This is a genomic window from Pseudohaliea sp., assembly GCF_054552115.1.
This window is the reverse complement of the sequence record NZ_JBTOLW010000002.1, coordinates 247,597-263,331: the sequence shown is the minus strand read 5'-3', so window position 1 is coordinate 263,331 and position 15,735 is coordinate 247,597. Positions and strand designations below refer to the sequence as shown.

At 67.7% G+C, this 15,735-nt stretch carries 17 protein-coding genes; 10 read left to right on the top strand and 7 right to left on the bottom strand.

Annotated features, from left to right (window positions below):
- Window positions 1–508: 508 nt before the first annotated feature.
- Complete coding sequence (locus ACX93N_RS02445) at window positions 509–1,000, top strand: DUF4760 domain-containing protein (protein ID WP_459426793.1); 492 nt, start codon at window positions 509–511, stop codon at window positions 998–1,000.
- Between the two features lie 38 nt (window positions 1,001–1,038).
- Here the strand turns inward: ACX93N_RS02445 and ACX93N_RS02440 are convergent, their stop codons facing one another.
- Window positions 1,039–1,314 (bottom strand): hypothetical protein, encoded by a 276-nt coding sequence (locus ACX93N_RS02440; protein WP_459426792.1) that lies wholly within the window; start codon window positions 1,312–1,314, stop codon window positions 1,039–1,041.
- Window positions 1,315–1,644: 330 nt separating this feature from the next.
- The gene (locus tag ACX93N_RS02435) at window positions 1,645–2,892 is read right to left on the bottom strand and encodes a tyrosine-type recombinase/integrase (RefSeq protein WP_459426791.1); all 1,248 of its coding nucleotides are present in this window, start codon (window positions 2,890–2,892) and stop codon (window positions 1,645–1,647) included.
- 408 nt (window positions 2,893–3,300) lie between these two features.
- Here ACX93N_RS02435 and ACX93N_RS02430 point away from each other — a divergent pair, with 408 nt between their 5' ends.
- The 3 genes from ACX93N_RS02430 to ACX93N_RS02420 are packed head-to-tail and all read left to right on the top strand — an operon-like array spanning window position 3,301 to window position 6,540.
- Entirely contained in the window at window positions 3,301–5,223 is a 1,923-nt protein-coding gene (locus ACX93N_RS02430) for a transglycosylase SLT domain-containing protein (protein ID WP_459426790.1), read from the top strand.
- A gap of 5 nt (window positions 5,224–5,228) precedes the next feature.
- Window positions 5,229–5,903: a TIGR04283 family arsenosugar biosynthesis glycosyltransferase gene (locus tag ACX93N_RS02425; protein WP_459426789.1), complete on the top strand. Its 675-nt coding sequence runs from the start codon at window positions 5,229–5,231 to the stop codon at window positions 5,901–5,903.
- Entirely contained in the window at window positions 5,896–6,540 is a 645-nt protein-coding gene (locus tag ACX93N_RS02420; RefSeq protein WP_459426788.1) for a TIGR04282 family arsenosugar biosynthesis glycosyltransferase, read from the top strand. The genes ACX93N_RS02425 and ACX93N_RS02420 overlap by 8 nt, the downstream gene beginning before the upstream one ends.
- Here ACX93N_RS02420 and ACX93N_RS02415 read toward each other — a convergent pair.
- A complete protein-coding gene (locus ACX93N_RS02415; protein ID WP_459426787.1) occupies window positions 6,527–6,940 on the bottom strand; it encodes a hypothetical protein in 414 nt (137 codons plus the stop codon). The two genes, ACX93N_RS02420 and ACX93N_RS02415, sit on opposite strands and share 14 nt — an antisense overlap.
- A gap of 358 nt (window positions 6,941–7,298) precedes the next feature.
- A complete protein-coding gene (locus tag ACX93N_RS02410) occupies window positions 7,299–7,649 on the bottom strand; it encodes a translation initiation factor Sui1 (protein ID WP_459426786.1) in 351 nt (116 codons plus the stop codon).
- 84 nt (window positions 7,650–7,733) lie between these two features.
- Here ACX93N_RS02410 and ACX93N_RS02405 point away from each other — a divergent pair, with 84 nt between their 5' ends.
- The 4 genes from ACX93N_RS02405 to ACX93N_RS02390 all read left to right on the top strand — a co-directional run bounded on the left by ACX93N_RS02405 (window position 7,734) and on the right by ACX93N_RS02390 (window position 10,577).
- A complete protein-coding gene (locus ACX93N_RS02405) occupies window positions 7,734–7,952 on the top strand; it encodes a SlyX family protein (protein WP_459426785.1) in 219 nt (72 codons plus the stop codon).
- Between the two features lie 98 nt (window positions 7,953–8,050).
- A complete protein-coding gene (locus tag ACX93N_RS02400) occupies window positions 8,051–9,286 on the top strand; it encodes an acyl-CoA dehydrogenase family protein (protein ID WP_459426784.1) in 1,236 nt (411 codons plus the stop codon).
- A gap of 22 nt (window positions 9,287–9,308) precedes the next feature.
- The gene (locus ACX93N_RS02395) at window positions 9,309–10,433 is read left to right on the top strand and encodes an acyl-CoA dehydrogenase family protein (protein WP_459426783.1); all 1,125 of its coding nucleotides are present in this window, start codon (window positions 9,309–9,311) and stop codon (window positions 10,431–10,433) included.
- The gene (locus ACX93N_RS02390) at window positions 10,434–10,577 is read left to right on the top strand and encodes a hypothetical protein (protein WP_459426782.1); all 144 of its coding nucleotides are present in this window, start codon (window positions 10,434–10,436) and stop codon (window positions 10,575–10,577) included.
- 19 nt (window positions 10,578–10,596) lie between these two features.
- Here the strand turns inward: ACX93N_RS02390 and ACX93N_RS02385 are convergent, their stop codons facing one another.
- The 3 genes from ACX93N_RS02385 to ACX93N_RS02375 are packed head-to-tail and all read right to left on the bottom strand — an operon-like array spanning window position 10,597 to window position 13,605.
- Window positions 10,597–11,748 (bottom strand): epoxide hydrolase family protein, encoded by a 1,152-nt coding sequence (locus ACX93N_RS02385; RefSeq protein ID WP_459426781.1) that lies wholly within the window; start codon window positions 11,746–11,748, stop codon window positions 10,597–10,599.
- A gap of 31 nt (window positions 11,749–11,779) precedes the next feature.
- Window positions 11,780–13,222 carry an SDR family NAD(P)-dependent oxidoreductase gene (locus ACX93N_RS02380; RefSeq protein ID WP_459426780.1) on the bottom strand — a complete coding sequence of 481 codons (1,443 nt, stop codon included), beginning with the start codon at window positions 13,220–13,222 and terminating at the stop codon, window positions 11,780–11,782.
- A 59-nt stretch (window positions 13,223–13,281) separates the two neighbouring features.
- A complete protein-coding gene (locus tag ACX93N_RS02375) occupies window positions 13,282–13,605 on the bottom strand; it encodes a hypothetical protein (RefSeq protein WP_459426779.1) in 324 nt (107 codons plus the stop codon).
- A 162-nt stretch (window positions 13,606–13,767) separates the two neighbouring features.
- On the opposite strand from ACX93N_RS02375, the gene ACX93N_RS02370 reads away from it, so the two are divergent.
- Together ACX93N_RS02370 and ACX93N_RS02365 are read left to right on the top strand one after the other, a co-directional pair.
- Window positions 13,768–14,865, top strand: coding sequence for an alpha/beta hydrolase (locus ACX93N_RS02370; RefSeq protein WP_459426778.1), 1,098 nt, complete (start codon window positions 13,768–13,770; stop codon window positions 14,863–14,865).
- A complete protein-coding gene (locus tag ACX93N_RS02365) occupies window positions 14,862–15,611 on the top strand; it encodes a lysophospholipid acyltransferase family protein (protein ID WP_459426777.1) in 750 nt (249 codons plus the stop codon). The genes ACX93N_RS02370 and ACX93N_RS02365 overlap by 4 nt, the downstream gene beginning before the upstream one ends.
- The last annotated feature ends 124 nt before the right edge of the window (window positions 15,612–15,735 follow it).

The following is a 15,735-nucleotide window of genomic DNA, read 5'->3' as shown; positions in this document are numbered from 1 at the left end:
CCCTGATGCTCAAGCACCATGCGAACAGCTCGCTCCCGGAACTCCGGTGGATACTTCGGTCGTTTGTTCATCGCTCCATCCTCTCAAGGTCTGGAGCCTCCGACAAACCCGGAGCGATTCAGTCTGGCACTCGGAGTTGTCCTTGAGGTCGCCGTCGCCAGCCTGCATAACGATTTGCTCGATGTGCATGGCCTCGACAGCTTCGGGCGAAGTCTTGAGGAGGGGCAGTAGTGGCATAGTTGGAATCCGGGCGCTGTTGGCTGTTACTGACTCTCGGCTAGCGTCGCCAGTGTATTCCTCGGCAGGGCCGTTTTCCATTTCCTGATTTCAGGTAGTAGGCTCTAAGTTCGGTGGGGATCAGTTTTGGTCATTTACTAAGGGCTGTCTCGCTCTTTTCGTTACGGCGTCTCAAGTTGTGGGCCTCTACCTGCGTTGAGCCGCTGCGCGGTTAGTAGATTGTTGAACCGGTAGGAATAGGCACTCAGCCAATAGCGTAGGACAACAGTTTATGAAGGAATGGCTTTGCGCTCAGCTTGACCAACTACCTTTCTGGATAGGCGCTCTGGCGGCGGTATACGCCGCCAGAAACGGTGTTAGGGCGATTTCGAGTTCCAAAGAGTCCACGCGTATCTCCTCCACAATGGAGCTAATGCGTACTCTGATCGTGGATGAAATTTTTATTGACGGGCACAAGTTAGCCGCGAATTGCGGAAGAAGGCCGGAAGCTTTCGCGAAGATGGGCGACCCCAATTCGTACACTGACCTGACGCCGTCTCAACAGGAGGAAGTGGATCGCCTGAAGCTTTACATGAGCTTGTGGGAGGCCATGGCTATTGGAATTGAAAACGGAGCCTATGACGAAACGATCATAAAGTCGTCCCTGAGATCGATATGTGTATCCAGCTATAAACTGATGTCTCCTTTTATTCAAAGCGTGAGAAAGTCGAATAATCTGAGTGGGATTGAATGGGAAAAGCTAGTCGAGAAATGGAGGGTTTAAGTTGAAAGCCCCCTGCCCGGAGGCAGGGGGTGGGGTGCTTACGCTGCTTCTTCATCAAGCATTTCTTGCTGCACGAAGCGACCGTAGGGAGGTGTTAGACCAGCTTCGAGGCAAGCCTTTTCAAAGAAGTACTCGTCGTCTCCGTCCCGGTGGTCTAGGGGCACAAACCAGACTCCTACTTGCGCCCACATCGTGTCCGCACGGGAAAACCCTATGGTTAATTCGCCCTGATAGACCTCCGACAAGGTCTGACGAAAGCCATGTTCGCAATACTCCATGAAACGGAGCACGCGATCTAACTCAAACTCGTTCACGTGCTTCGTATGGTACTTATTGGGGTCTACTTCCCCGTAATCCTCGTCGTGGATTCGATTCCAGTCTTCCACGCAGACCCGTAGGTATAAACCATTCTGGCCCATTACTAACCACAGGTGCGTTACGTCTTTAAGACTGATCTCATGCGGTTCTCCGTATCGTGCTCGATCCTCCGCGTGTGAGAACCTTGGAGCCTCTAGTCCTTGAAAGAAGTCGAATTTCGGGATTAAACCCAGACGTTCTTCTGCTGACCTAGTGTTAATATGATTCATCTTGTTTGTTCCATGGTTGCGCGGCAAAATCGCCGCACACCCCATTCTCCTCATATGCTAGAGGTTGGCCACAAGTTCTGGGCCCGGCTGGTCACAGTAGCGTCTCAGCGCGTCACACAAGATTTCGTCCCAGGCGTCAGCGACGACTTTTAGCTCCCGGACCCGGTGCGCCCGGTCGTACGCCTTGGTGCCCACTCCGCTAACCGTCTTGATGTGGCGCTGGTGCGCGAGGTCGATGAGGTGGCGGTCGATTCCGTGGTTGCCAAGTTCGGTCACAGCGCAGGCGCGGCAGTAGCGGGGCGCGAAGTCGCCCATGGCGGGGTGGTTCTGGCGCACCTTTCGCGCAGCCGCAGTCAACGCGATGAGGGAGAGTGGAGTGCTGATCGCGGACCGCTGCGGAAACACGCACTCGGCGTGGCTGGTGTAGTCGTGCACTTCCTCCAGCACTGCAAGTGCGTGGCGGGTGAGGGGGATGGTCTGCGGCTTCCCTGATTTGGTGCGGCCTTCGGGGAGTGAAATGCACTTGATGCCATCGACCTCCGTGATTTCATCCCAGCGCGTGTAGAGGGTGTCCTTCACCCGCCTGCCGTACATGGCGATGTGGAAGCGGATCGCGAGCCAAGTCACCGGTGCGCCGTACTCGGGAATGTGAGTCCAGGCGGCGGCGAGGTTCTCCATGGTCAGCCGCACCTCGGCGGGCCTTTCGGCGGTGCTGATCGGCTTGATGTTTCGAAGTGGGTTGTCCTTCACGCCGAAGGTAAGGTCTCGGTCGCGGGTCAGGTCGTACTCGATGTTGATTCCGAAGTTCCAAATCGTCCGCAGGTAGGTCAGTACCCTGTTCGCGAACGTGGGGGTTGCCTTGGCGATCGGTCGCAGTACGTCGTGACAGTCGTCGATGGTGACGTCGCAGGCGACTTTCTTCTCAAACCAGCCGGGCAGCTTCTTCCGGTAGGTCTGCATCAGTTTGTAAGACTTGGCTTCGGTCTTCGTCTCCATGTAGGCGTCGATCAGCTCTTCGACTGTTGCTTCATCGCAAGCGGGCTTTGGTTTTGGGTCTTCGCCGTTCGCTATCGCCCGTTTCTTCTCCTGCGCCTTTTCACGTGCGGCGGCGATCCCGAGGGCAGGCCATTGACCAAGGCGGACGTACTTGCGCTTCCCGCGCTCGTCCCGGTAGCGAAGCGTCCAAGCCTTGTTCCCGCCAGGGCTGACCTGGAGGTTGAGGCCCGATACCAGCTCGTCCGAGATTCGGTAGGGGCCGCTGCTCTTCGGCTGAAGCCCATTGATCATCTTTGCTGTGAATGCCATAACTCGTCTCCTAGTGCTCGTAGTAGTGCCTGAGGCCCCGACACTCGGGGTCACAGGCCGCACACAAAAGAAGACCACTGCGATCTATGGCAGCACAATATAAATGCCTGTATCGTAAGGACTTTTGGGCTCAGCTGGTCACAGTAGTGACCCAGCTACGGCCCAGCTAGACACCGCCAGGTGGATGCCAGGCGGACCACAGCTCAAAGGGTCCTTTCCGGGCACAGTATCGAAAGGGGCAACCCGCGCGCCGGGAACCAGCGGCAGGCTGTGTGCCGGTGACCACCCAGGGCGTTACCGTGTGCGGTGCTGGCACGGTCGATGCGAGGTGGTCTTGCATTCGCCTCAGGGGCGCTGCACGATGGCCCGGCGGTCGCCAGCGGGGCGGCCCTACCCTCAGCGGAAGTCGTGTTGCCGGGATTTGTCGCCAGGATCGCCTTGCTCCTCACCGCGCTGGCGGCGCCGGCCTCCGCATCCCTGCTGCCTGACGATCCGGCCCTCAAGGCGCAACGTGCGACCTACCGCAATGCCCTCGACGCGCTGTACGCGGGTGAGCTGGCGGCGTTCGAGCAGTTGCGCGGACGCCTCGACGACTATCCCCTCGCCCTCTACCTCGACTACTTCCGCCTCACGCGGGAGCGGCGCTTCGTGCCCGGCGACCGCGCCGCGCGCTTCGTGGAGCGCAGCGCGGGCTCGCCGGTGGGCAACCGCTTCCTCGACGCCTACCTGCGCCAGGCGGGCCGCGACGGGCGCTGGGAGGACTTCCTGGCGGCTGCGGAAGAACGCCCGCGGGACGTGACCCTGCAGTGCTATTACCACCGCGCCCAGCTGGCGACGGGGGACCGCGAGGCCGCCTTTGCCGGTGCCGCGCGCCTCTGGGTGCACGGCTACTCCCGGCCGAAGGCCTGCGATCCGCTTTTCGCGCCCTGGCTGGCGGCCGGCGGCGCTACCGCTGAACGGGTCTGGGCGCGTCTCGGCCTCGCCTTTGAGGCGCGCCAGAGTTCCCTCCTACGCTATCTTGTCAGCCTCTCGCCGCCGGCTCTCGAGGTCGATGCGAAGGTCCTGGCCCGGCTCTACCGAGAGCCACAGCGGCTGGAGCGTCACCTCGACGCTATAGCGCCGGCCCGCCGCGCCGAGGCGCTCCATTGGGGCCTGCGGCGCCTGGCGCGCTACCACCCGCTGCGAGCCCTCGATGCCTGGCGCACGCGCAGCGGAGCGCTGCCCGCAGAAGATCCGGGCCGGGCGGGAACGGAGTGGCGTATCGCCTTCCAGGCCCTCCTCGCACAGGAAGGCGCGGCCGTGCCCTGGATCGACGCCAACCTGGCGACCTGGGGCGATGACCAGCTCACGGCCATGCGCCTGCGCTGGCTTCTCGCGGAGGCAGACTGGCCACGCTTCCTGGCGGTGGCGCCCGCACTCTCGGCGGCCGAGCGCGAGTCGGCCCAATGGCGCTACTGGCGCGGTGTGGCCCGCGAGGCGATCGGCGAGCGCGAGGCGGGCCGCGCACTACTCGCCGCTGCCGCGAAGGAACGCAGCTACTACGGCTTTCTTGCCGCGGAGCACCTCGATGTGCCCTATGCCTTCAATCATCGTCCCCTTCCACCCTTGGCCGCGGCGCCCGAACTGCTGGCAAAGCCCGGACTCAGGCGGGTGGGTGAGCTGCACGTGCTTGGCGAGGAGCGCGACGCGCACGCGGAGTGGCGGGGCGTGCTCCGCAGCGAGGACCGGGACGCCCGCCTCACCCTGGCGGCCCTCGCTGCCGCGGAAGGCTGGTATCACCTTGCCATCGATGCGGCCAACGAGGCGGCGGCCCACGATGCGCTGGAGCTGCGCTTTCCCCTGGCGTACCGCGACGTGTTTACGGCGCGGGCGCGGGCGCTGGGCCTGCCCGAGACCGAACTGATGGCCATCGCCCGGCGGGAGAGCGCGTTTTTCCCCGCGGCGCATTCCAGCGCCGGGGCCCGGGGCCTCATGCAGGTCCTTCCCGCGACCGGACGCCAGGTCGCCAGCCGGCTCGGGGTCGCCGCGCCGGCCGCCGCTCTGTACCGCGTCGAGGACAACGTGCTCATCGGCAGCGCCTACTACCGCCAGCTCCTCGAGCGCTACGGCGGTAACCGGGTGCTCGCCCTCGCCGCCTACAACGCGGGGCCGAACCGCGTCGACAACTGGCGCGGCAGGAATCTGCCGCTGGAAAGCTGGATCGAGACCCTGCCGTTCCGGGAGACCCGCGATTACGTCAAGGCCGTGCTCGCCTACCGCGTGCTCTTCGACTACCTGCAGGGCGGGGCGCCGACCCTGTTTCAGCCCGGGGAACGGGCGGCGCGCTACTGATCACGATGACCCCCAGGCACAGTTTTATTCTGCCGGTACTCAACGAGGCCGGACGGCTCGGGCCGCTGCTCGCGCGGCTGCGGGCGGCTTTTCCCGGCGCAGAATGCATCGTCGTCGATGGTGGCAGCACGGACGCCACGGTTCCCGAGGCGCTCGCGGCCGCAGACCTCGTGCTCCTCGGCGAGCGCGGCCGCGCCGCGCAGATGAATCTCGGCGGGGCCGCGGCGCGCGGGGAGTGGCTCTGCTTCCTCCACGCGGATACCGAGCCCCTGTTCGATGCGGATGCGCTGGACGCGGCGCTGGGGGCGGGGAGGTCCTGGGGTTTCTGCCGGGTACGGCTGAGCGGCCGCGCTCCGGCGCTGCGGCTGATCGAGCGCGCCATGAATGCCCGTTCCCGGCTCAGCGGGATCGGTACCGGCGACCAGCTTCTCTACCTGCGCCGCAGCCTGTTCGAGGCCGAAGGTGGCTTTGCGCCGATCCCCCTCATGGAAGACGTGGAATTCTGCACGCGCCTGCGCCGCCGTTCACGCCCGGGCGGCGCGGGGCTGACGGTGTGCACCTCCAGCCGGCGCTGGGAGGAGCAGGGCATCCTGCGCACGGTCCTGCTCATGTGGAGCCTGCGGTTGCGCTACGCGCTCGGGACGTCACCGGCGAGGCTGGCGGACCGCTACTATGGTTGAGGGCGTGGACAGCACCATGGCTCCCGCGCAGGAGCGCCGCCTGTTGCAGTTCGCGCGCGAGCCCGTGCCCGGCGAGGTGAAGACACGCATGCAGCCGGTGCTCGATGCCGCCGCCGCCTGTGAGCTGCACATCGCCCTGCTGACGCATACGGCGCGGCAGCTTGCCGGCGTGCGCCGCTGCGGGCGCGAGCTCTGGGTCGCGGGCGACCCGGCGCACCCGGCGCTGCGCCACGCCGCGGCGCTGGGGCGCGCGGGCGTGCGGCGCCAGCGCGGGGCGGATCTCGGTGAGCGCATGCGGCATGCGCTGGAGACGGCGCTCGCCGGCGCGCCGCGGGTCGTACTGGTGGGGAGCGATTGCCCCGGGCTTGATGCAGCCTACGTGGAGGATGCCTTTGCGGCCCTGGCCACGGCGGACGTGGTACTGGGGCCGGCCCTCGACGGGGGCTACGTGCTGATCGGCGTGCGCCGGGTCGATGCGCGGCTCTTTCAGGGGGTGTCCTGGGGCACGGACGCGGTGCTGGCGCAGACGCTGGCGCGCGTGGACGCCCTGGGGTGGCGGGTGGCGTTGCTGGCGCCCCGGCGCGATATCGATCGCCCGGAGGATCTGCCGGCCTGGGAGCAGGCTAGCGCAAGCTGAAGGCGTGGCTGCGCGCCGGTGTGGCCGCCGCGGCCGGCAGGGGCTGGCTGCCGAGGCCGGCTCGCTCGCAGAGCAGCCAGGCGATCGCGGTGCAATAGGACAGGTTCGTGCGCAGCTCGTGGTCCGGGTTGCTGAGAAACGCCCGCTGGCTGGCGAGGCCGCGTACGCGGCTGGCGATTTCCGGCCGGAACGCCAGGTAGCGGTCCCAGATATCCCGGTGCTGGGCCGCGGTGATGTGGTAGAGGCCGAAGCCGTCGCCGCTGCGGGCGAAGAGGCCGACGTCGGGCCCGTCGATGGCCGCACGCAGCAGCCGCTCCTCGAGAGCCTCACTCCAGGCGCCCAGGTAGGTGAGGGTGGGGCGTATGACCTCTTCCCTCAGGTGTTCCGCCGTGATGTACATGACCGGTTCCTCGCAGTGTGCCGTGTCTGTTGTTCTGCTTCGTCCACGGTGGCGACGCCAATGTGCCGGTCCCGGTTACTGAGGGGTCCTTGTGCTTGTTCTTTCCCCGGCGCGACCGCTTGTGCTGCGGCCTCGCGCCCGTACCCCGGAGCATCCCACGCGATTAGGTGTAGCACAGGGAAAAGGCCAAATTCAATAAAAAATAGAGGGTTACGTGATCTTTTTTAGCGATGGGCTGGGGAAAGTGACGTAAGCTGCGCCTGGAGGGGGGAGGCAGGGGCGGTAAATTGCAGAATAAAGTAGCTATAAATCGAAAAAAGAGGGCCAAAAATGCCAAAACTGGCTGTTTCCTGTCTTCTCAGCCGCCAGCGAGTTTTACCCTGAAACCCTCGGCCTCGAGCAGGTCCTTCAGGACCTCGCGCTGGTCGCCCTGGATCTCGATCCGCCCGTCCTTGATGGCCCCGCCGACACCACAGCGCTGCTTGAGGCGCTTCGCCAGCTTCTTGAGTTCCGGCGCCGGGAGCGGCACACCGTCGACCAGCGTGACCGCCTTGCCGCCGCGTCCCTTGCGCTCCCGGCGCAGGCGCACGATGCCATCTCCCGCAGGCGTCGCGGCGGCGTCTTCCGCGCAGCGGCAGGCGGCGAGCGGCTCGCCGCAGCGCGGGCAGGTGCGGCCGCCGTCGGTTCGGTAAACGATGCGTCCAGCCATGGTGCTCTCCGGGTCGGCCTGTTTGTGTCGCTGCGTCGGCAGTGTATGTTACGGGGCCCCCGAGGCAGGCGTACAGGTCAGGCGATGGCGGACGAGAAACTGCAGGCGGCGCTGGAGGCGTTGCAGACCGAGCTTGCGTTCCAGGGCGACACCCTGCACGCCCTGGACCAGGCCTATGCCGAGCAGCAGCAGGCGCTCCTCGAGCTGAAAAAACAGGTCAGCCTGCTCGCCGCGCGCGTGCGTGCCCTCGACGAGCGGGTGCCGGCGGGGGACGGTGACGAGCCGCCCCCGCCGCACTACTGAGGCGTCGCGCCGCCCCGTCATTGAGCATTGCTTGCCGCTGGCCGAGCAATGCTCCACACTTCCTGCGCCCGATGACCCACAGCCCAAGGACCCCGTTCATGTCGGAAAGCGAACGCAAGGATACGCCCGAACAGGCCGAGTTCCGCGCTTACTGCCGCGCCTGGCTGCGCGACAACCACCCGGGAGAGTCGCCGGTGCGGCTGCCCCAGTCGGCCATCGAGATCATGACCGAGCCCCAGCTGCACTGGCTGCAGGCCTGGCAGAAGGCGGCTTACGACGCCGGCCTGGTCGGCTGCGACTACCCGGAAGCCGTCGGCGGCGGCGGCCGCACGAACTGCCAGCGGGTGGCCAACGAGGAAATGCTCGCGGCGCGGACGCCTTTCCTGCCCAATGTCATCGGCCTCGGCATGGCCGCACCGACGCTCTTCTACCACGCGCAGGAACCGCTAAAGGAGCGGCTGCTGCCGCGGCTCCTCTCCGGCGAGGACATCTGGTGCCAGGGCTTCTCGGAGCCGGGGGCCGGGTCGGATCTTGCCAGCGTGCAGACCTTCGCGGAGCGCCGCGGCGACCGCTGGGTGATCAATGGCCACAAGGTATGGACGTCCCTGGCCCACTTCGCCGAGTGGATGATACTGCTGCTGCGCACGGACAAGAGCCACAAGTACGACGGGCTCTCCTACTTCGTGGTGCCGATCCGCTCCGCCCTCGGCAAGGGCGTCACCGTGCGCCCGCTGATCAAGATCACCGGGGAGACGGGCTTCAACGAGGTGATCTTCGAGGACCTCGAGGTCGACGACAGCTACCGCCTCGACGAGCTCGGCAAAGGCTGGCAGGTGGCCATGACCACGCTGCTTCATGAGCGCGGCGGCGGTGAGCTGGTCACGCCGCGCTCCGGCGGCCTGACCTCGAAAACCAGTTTTTCCCCCACGGCGCGGAACCTGCGCACGCTGGCACAGGAGACCCCGCGCGGTAACGGCACCGCAGCGGATGACCCCCTGCTGCGCGACCGCATCGTGCGCCAGTTCATCCGCGAGGAGGCCCTGCAGCAGAACCAGCGGCGCTCCCGGGTGCCGGCGCTGCAGGACCACCCCATGCGCCTGCAGCTGCAGTACAAGCTGCTCATCAGCGAGCTCGCCCAGGATACGGCCCGCCTCGGCCTCGAGGTGGCCGGGCCCGCTTCCACGCTGTACCTGGCCGACGAGCATGCGCCCACCGGTGGACAGTGGCCCCTGGCGTACATGAATTCCTACGGCATGACGATCGCCGCGGGGACCAGCGAAATCCAGCGCAACATCCTGGGCGAGCGCGTGCTCGGCCTGGCTAAATCCAAGTAGTAGGTCGAGGCAGGAGGACACCGTGACGCAACCCACCAATTTCGGCTTCGGCGACGAGTGCGCGCTGCTCAAGGATTCCGCGCGCAAGTTCTTTGCCGAGCACCTGCCGGTGGACCGGCTGCATGCGCTGGTCGCCGCCAACCCGGACCCGGAGGCGGCCAGTGCGGCTGCGTGGCGGGAAGACCTGTGGCCGGCCATGGTCGAGCTGGGCTGGACGGCACTCGCCGTTCCGGAAAGCGCCGGCGGCCTGGGGCTGCCGGCGGTCGCGGTCGCCGGCCTCATGGAGGAGCACGGCCGCGCCGCGTTCCCCGGGCCCCTCGCGGCCACGCTCGCGGCCAGCTACGTGCTCGCGGCGGCTGACGGCGGCACCGCAGCCCTCGAGGAGATCGCCGCGGGCCGCTCGGCGACGCTGGCCTTCGCCAATGCCGCGGGGTCCTGGCACGCCGGGGACAGTCCCGTGACGGCGAAGGGCGGGCGCCTCTCGGGCACCGCCTGCTTCGTGCAGGAACCTCGCAAGGCGGAGCGCCTCCTGGTGGCTGCCCAGGACGAAAGCGGCCTCGGCCTCTACTGGCTCGCCAGCGACGCCGAGGGCGTCACCGTCGCACCGGACACGATCGTCGACCTCACCCGCGACCAGGGCCGGGTCACCTTCGAGGAGGCCGCGGCGGAACCGGTGGGGCGCAACGGCCTCGCGGCCTTCCACGCCGCCATGCCCGCGCTGTGGATGCTCCTCGCCGCCGACATGGTGGGCGCGGGGGAATGGCAGCTGCAGACGACGGTCGAGTACGCCCAAGCGCGCAAGCAGTTCGACCGGCCCCTCGGTTTCTTCCAGGCGGTGAAGCACCAGCTCGTGGACGTCATGACCCGCGTGGATGAGAGCAAGTCACTGCTCTACAACGCCGCCTGCGCCCTGGATCACGAGCCCGGGAAGGCCCTGCAGCTCGCGCACATGGCCAAGGCCTCGGCCTCGGACATGGCGGCCTTCGCCTCCGGCCGTTCCGTGCAGTGCCACGGCGGTATCGGGTTCACCTGGGAGTGCTACGTGCACCTTTACTTCAAGCGCCAGAAGCACAGCGAGGTGCTCTGGGGCGATGGCGCCTGGCACCGGGCCCGGCTGGCCGACATCCTCCTCGGGGAGGTGGCCTGAATGAGCTGGAAGACCGTCATCGTGGTCCTCGCCGCTCTCGCCATCGGTTTCGGCGTGCTCGCCCGCATCGCCACCCGCGGCGGGGACCCGGCCCCGGTGCCGGCGGAGGATCCGGCGCGGGTCACGGCGCCCGCCACGGATTGAGCGGGCCGCTCGGCGCAGGTCAGCGCAGGCCGCGGAAAGCGCCGCGCAGTTCCTCGACGAAGATGCCGGGCTGCTCGAAGGCGGCAAAGTGGCCGCCGCGCGGCGGCTCATTCCAGTAGACGAGGTTGCGGAAGCGCTTTTCGGCCCAGCGCCGGCTGCACTGGAAGATCTCCCGGGGAAAGAGGGAGCAGCCCACCGGCAGGTCGATCGGTGACAGGTCCGGGTCGTTGAAGCTCTCCCAGTACAGGCGCGCGGAACTGGCGGCGCTGTTGCTGAGCCAGTAGAGCGTGATGTTGTCGAGCATCTCGTCGCGGCCGAGGGCGTGCTCGGGGTGGCGCACGCCGTCCTGCTCGCAGTCTGTCCAGGCCTGGAATTTCTCCATGATCCACGCCAGCTGCCCCGCCGGCGAGTCGGCGAGGGCGTAGCCGAGGGTCTGCGGCCGCGTCGCCTGCTGCTTCGAGTAGCCCGAGTCCCAGCGGTTATAGAACTCCATGGCGGCGAAGGCGCACTGCTCCTGTTCACTTGGCGCTTCGAGGGTCTCCGGGTCCGGGGCGACGATGGGCATGTTCACGTGCACGCCGGCGCAGTGGGTGGTTTCCGTCTGCGCCATGCTCAGGGTCACCGCGCTGCCCCAGTCGCCGCCCTGGGCGACGTAGCGCTCGTAACCGAGGCGGGCCATGAGCTGGCCCCAGCAGCGGCCGATTGCCTCCACGCCCGTGCCCGCGCGGGCCGGCTTGCCCGAAAACCCGTAGCCGGGCAGGGAGGGCACCACCACGTGAAAGGCGTCCAGGGCATCGCCGCCATGGGCGGCGGGGTCGGCGAGCGGTTCGATCACCTTGTGGAACTCGATGATTGATCCGGGCCAGCCGTGGGTGATTACCAGCGGCAGGGCATCCGGGTTCGGGCTCCGGCGGTGCAGGAAGTGAACATCGACACCGTCGATGGTGGTGATGAACTGCGGCCACTGGTTGAGCAGGGCCTCGCAGCGGCGCCAGTCATAGGCCTCGGCCCAGTAGGCCGCGAGGTCGCGGGTGTAGGCCAGGGGCATGCCCTGGTCCCAGCCGTCGCAGGTCTCCGCGTCCGGCCAGCGCGTGCGGCGCAGGCGCTCGCGCAGGTCCGTAAGGTCCGCATCGGGTACGGCGATGGTGAAGGGGCGCAGGGCGTCGTTCACGGGCTGTCCTCGGCAGGGCGTCGACGCCAAGCTAGCGGGCGGCAGCCACCTTTGCAACGGCGGCGGGGAAGGCCGCGTCCTGCTCGGCGAGAAACGCGCGCAGGGCGTCGCGTTCCTCCGGGGTTTCCTCCTCCGCGGTACGTGCGAGCAGGTGCGTGGTCCTGGGCTCCCGGTCGAGGAACAGGAGGCCGCTGGCCTCGCCGGCTTCCGGCGCGGCCGCGAGCCAGATCACCGTGTCGGCCCCTTCCTCCGGGCTGCGCAGGATGCGGCGCGTCAGCCGGTGAAAGCCGGGCAGCGAACTCTCCACACCCGGTGTATCGGCCCAGCCCGGGTGCATGGCGTTGACCACGATGCCGTCGCTGGCCCAGTCGTCGGCCCACTGCTCCGTGGTGACCATGAGGGCGCGCTTGCAGCGCGCGTAGGCGACGGAGCCGGAGTAGTTCTCCTCCCGGGCGATGAGCTTGCGCACGGCCAGCGGCTGCGAGTACATGCCCCCGGAGACCACGTTGATCACCCGGCCACCGCCCCCCGCCTTCAGTAGCGGCAGCAGGCCACGGGTCAGGCGGTAGGGGCTGAGCAGCAGCAGGGCAAAGCTCGCCTCGAGCCCCTCGGCGGTCTCCCGCCGCGGGTTGAACAGGGCGCCGGCGTTGTTCACCAGGATATCGATCGGCTCCCCCGCCTCGCCGAGGCGGGTGACGAGGGCATCCACGTCGGCCATGAGGCTCAAGTCCGCGAGCTCCGCGCGGATGGCGCCGTTGCCGCTTTCGGCGCGGAGGGCCGCGACGGTGGCCTCAGCTTTCCCCGCATCACGCATGACCAGGGTCAGCGTTGCGCCGAGTTCCGCCAGGCGCAGGGCGGTGGCGCGGCCGATGCCGGAGCTGGCCCCGGTGATCACCGCGTGGCGCCCGGCCAGGTCGGCGGATAGCGGCTCCCAGCGGCGCCTGCCGCGGCGGTAGCCGAGGCGGCTGAAGAGGGCGAGGCCCGGCAGCACGAGTCGATCCGCCCGCGCGTTGCAGGCAGAGATGGCGGGCGGAGCCGGGCGGTCCTCAAGGGCGTGGCGCATCCCTTCCAGCGCCTTTTTGCCCATGCGTTCCATGCCGGGGCGGAGCGCGCCCTCGAGGCTGGCCAGCGGACCTTTGTAGGCGAAGTCCGCGACGTAGCCGATATGCGTGCCGCCATCCTCACGGGCACTGAAGGTAATCCGGTCGGTCACGGTGAACAGGCGCGAGTCGCCGGTCAGCTCGATGTACCCGTCGGCCCGAAAGCCGGTCACCCGGTAGCGGATGCGTACGGAACCCACGGGGAGGCTGCAATCGACGACGTACTCCGTGCCTTCGCCGACCGGTCCGGGGGTATCCTTGCGGGCGCGAAAGGCCGTGGCGTCCCACTCGGCGGTCGTTCGGAAATCGCTCACGTAGCGGAAGGCCTCCGCGGGTGGGCGCGCGACGTCGATGCTTTCTTCGAGCGTGATCATGCAGTCCTCCGGTCGTTGCGCACTATACGGCACCGACCGGGCGGCAGTTCACGAAGGGCTCAATCCTCGACCCAGACGTGGCGCAGCGGCTCGCCGAAATCGTCGTAGATGAGCTTGCGGCGCGGGCCGCGTCCGCTGCGCTGCGGTGGGCGCTTCGGCGGCCTGCGGCGGGCGTCCAGGGCGGCGATCACCTCGGGAATCTGCGTTCGCGTTGCCTTCGGCTCGATGAACAGCTCCCGGGTGCCGTGCCTGGGCGGCGCGTCGCCGTCGCGGCCGCTGACGCCCTGCGGCACCTGTTCGATGCTCCCGCCTTCCTCGAGGAAGCGCCCCATGGCGTCCTCGAGCTCCGCGCGCAGATCCTCCTTGCTGACCGGTTTCTTCATGCGACGTTCCCGCTCGGGTCGTGACGCCAGGCCGGCGGCGCCCAACCCCCCAATATACGGGTTTGCGGCGGGGTGTACAGCGCCCGCTGCGCGGCCGGCGGCGCCCTTGGTGTGCCGCGGCCGGTCTGGTTTAATGCCGGTCTTTTCTCCCGGGAGTGCATCATGGTTACGGCGCTGCTCATCGTCCTCGCCTTCATCGCCTTCAGTGTGTTCTACCTGCGGGGCGAAAACCTGCGCTATCTCGACACGCCGTTGCCGCCGCCCGATGCCGACCCGCCCAGCGCCGCTCATCGCGACGTGGTGCGCGCCGTGGGCGATCTGACCGGGAACATCGGCCGCTACAGCGGCCGGGAGCGGCTCGCCGCGATCCGCCGCATGATGGATGAGCTGGGTGAGACCAGGGCCCTGGCGAGCCGCATCGAGCCCGTGCAGAGCGATGCGATCCGCGGCGAGTGGGTACTGGCGCCCGGGGCCGACAGCCGCCGGCGGGTGCTCTACCTTCACGGCGGCGCCTGGTTCGCCGGCAGCCCCACCAGCCACCGTCCCATTACCGACCGCCTGTCCCGCCTGCTCGGCGCTGCGGTGTTTGCCGTGGATTACCGCCTGTGCCCGGAGTACCGCCGCATCGACGGCATCAACGACTGCCGGGACGCCCTGCGCTGGATCCTGCACAACGGCCCGCAGGACATGGAGCCGCCGGATTTCCTGCTCGTTGCGGGGGATTCCGCCGGCGGCAGCCTCACCCTGGAGGTCATCGCCTGGGCCCGCGATGCCGGGCTGCGTCAGCCCGACGCCGCCATCGCGCTGTCCCCGTCCACGGATGTCACCATGACCTCCCCCAGCCTGCGCCTGAATGCGCCCACGGACCCGATGCTGGGTCCGGCTTTCGGCAAGCTCCTCAAGGTGCCGACGATCCTGCTCTGGTGGTTCTACTGGTTCAGCTGGCGCATCCCGCCGAAGGACCCGCGGGTCTCGCCGCTGCGGGGCAGCCTCCGCGACCTGCCGCCGGTGCTGATCCAGGCCAGCCGCGCGGAGATGCTGCTCGACGATGCGCGCCGCTATGCGGCCAAGGCCCAGGCCTCGGGCTCGCCGGTCACGCTGCAGACCTGGCCCCACATGGTGCACGTCTGGCAGCTGTTCACGCCGGAGCTGCCGGAGGCGGAGGAGGCCTACGCCGCCATCGCCGACTTCGTGACTTCCGTAGAGCGAGGCCGCGGTGGTGACACCGGCGCGGCCGGCGCCGGGATAGCGACCGCATGATGCGCGTCATCCGTTCGGTCATCGTCTTCTGCTGGATCGCATTGTCGGTGGTTCCGGCAGGGCTCCTGCTGCTGCTCCTGTCGCTGTTTGTCGGCGCCGGTCGGCTCTGGTGGTGGATCGCGGTGCCCTGGCTGCGCGCGGCGATCGCCGCGGTTCGCGTGGTCGGGGGCGTGCGCTACCGGATCCACGGCTGGGAGCACCTGCCGGGGCCCGACGACAACCGCCGGGTCGTTCTCTGCGCGAAGCATCAGTCCACCTGGGAGACCTTCTTCTTCCCGAGCGTGATGCCGCATCCGCTCGCTTTCGTCTTCAAGCGCGAACTCCTGCGTATCCCCGTTTTCGGCTGGGCCCTCGGCCGCCTGGAGATGATCCATATCGACCGCAGCAAGCGCTCGGAAGCCTGGAACAAGGTGGCGCGCCAGGGTGTCAAACTGATGGATGGTGGCAAGTGGGTCATCATGTTCCCGGAGGGCACGCGTACCGAGCGCGGCAAGCAGGGCGTCTACAAGACCGGTGCCACGCGCCTGGCCTGTGCCACCGGTGCGGCGGTGATCCCCATCGCAGTCACCTCCGCGCGCTGCTGGCCCCGGCGCTCCTTCTGGTTCATCCCGGGGGTCATCGACGTATCCATCGGCCTGCCCGTGGATGCGGCGGGCCGGGAACCGGAGCCGCTCATGCGCGAGCTGGAGGCCTGGATCGAGGGCGAAATGCGGCGCCTCGACCCGGAAGCCTACGTCGCCGCCTGAGAGCGGCCAGGCGGGATCCGCGCCGCTGTCAGGGTAGCGTCCGGGCCCGCTGCGGCCCGGCGAGGCATCGCGTGATCAATCGCACGAGAAACACGAGAGACATGAGAGTCACGAGAGAAAGGGA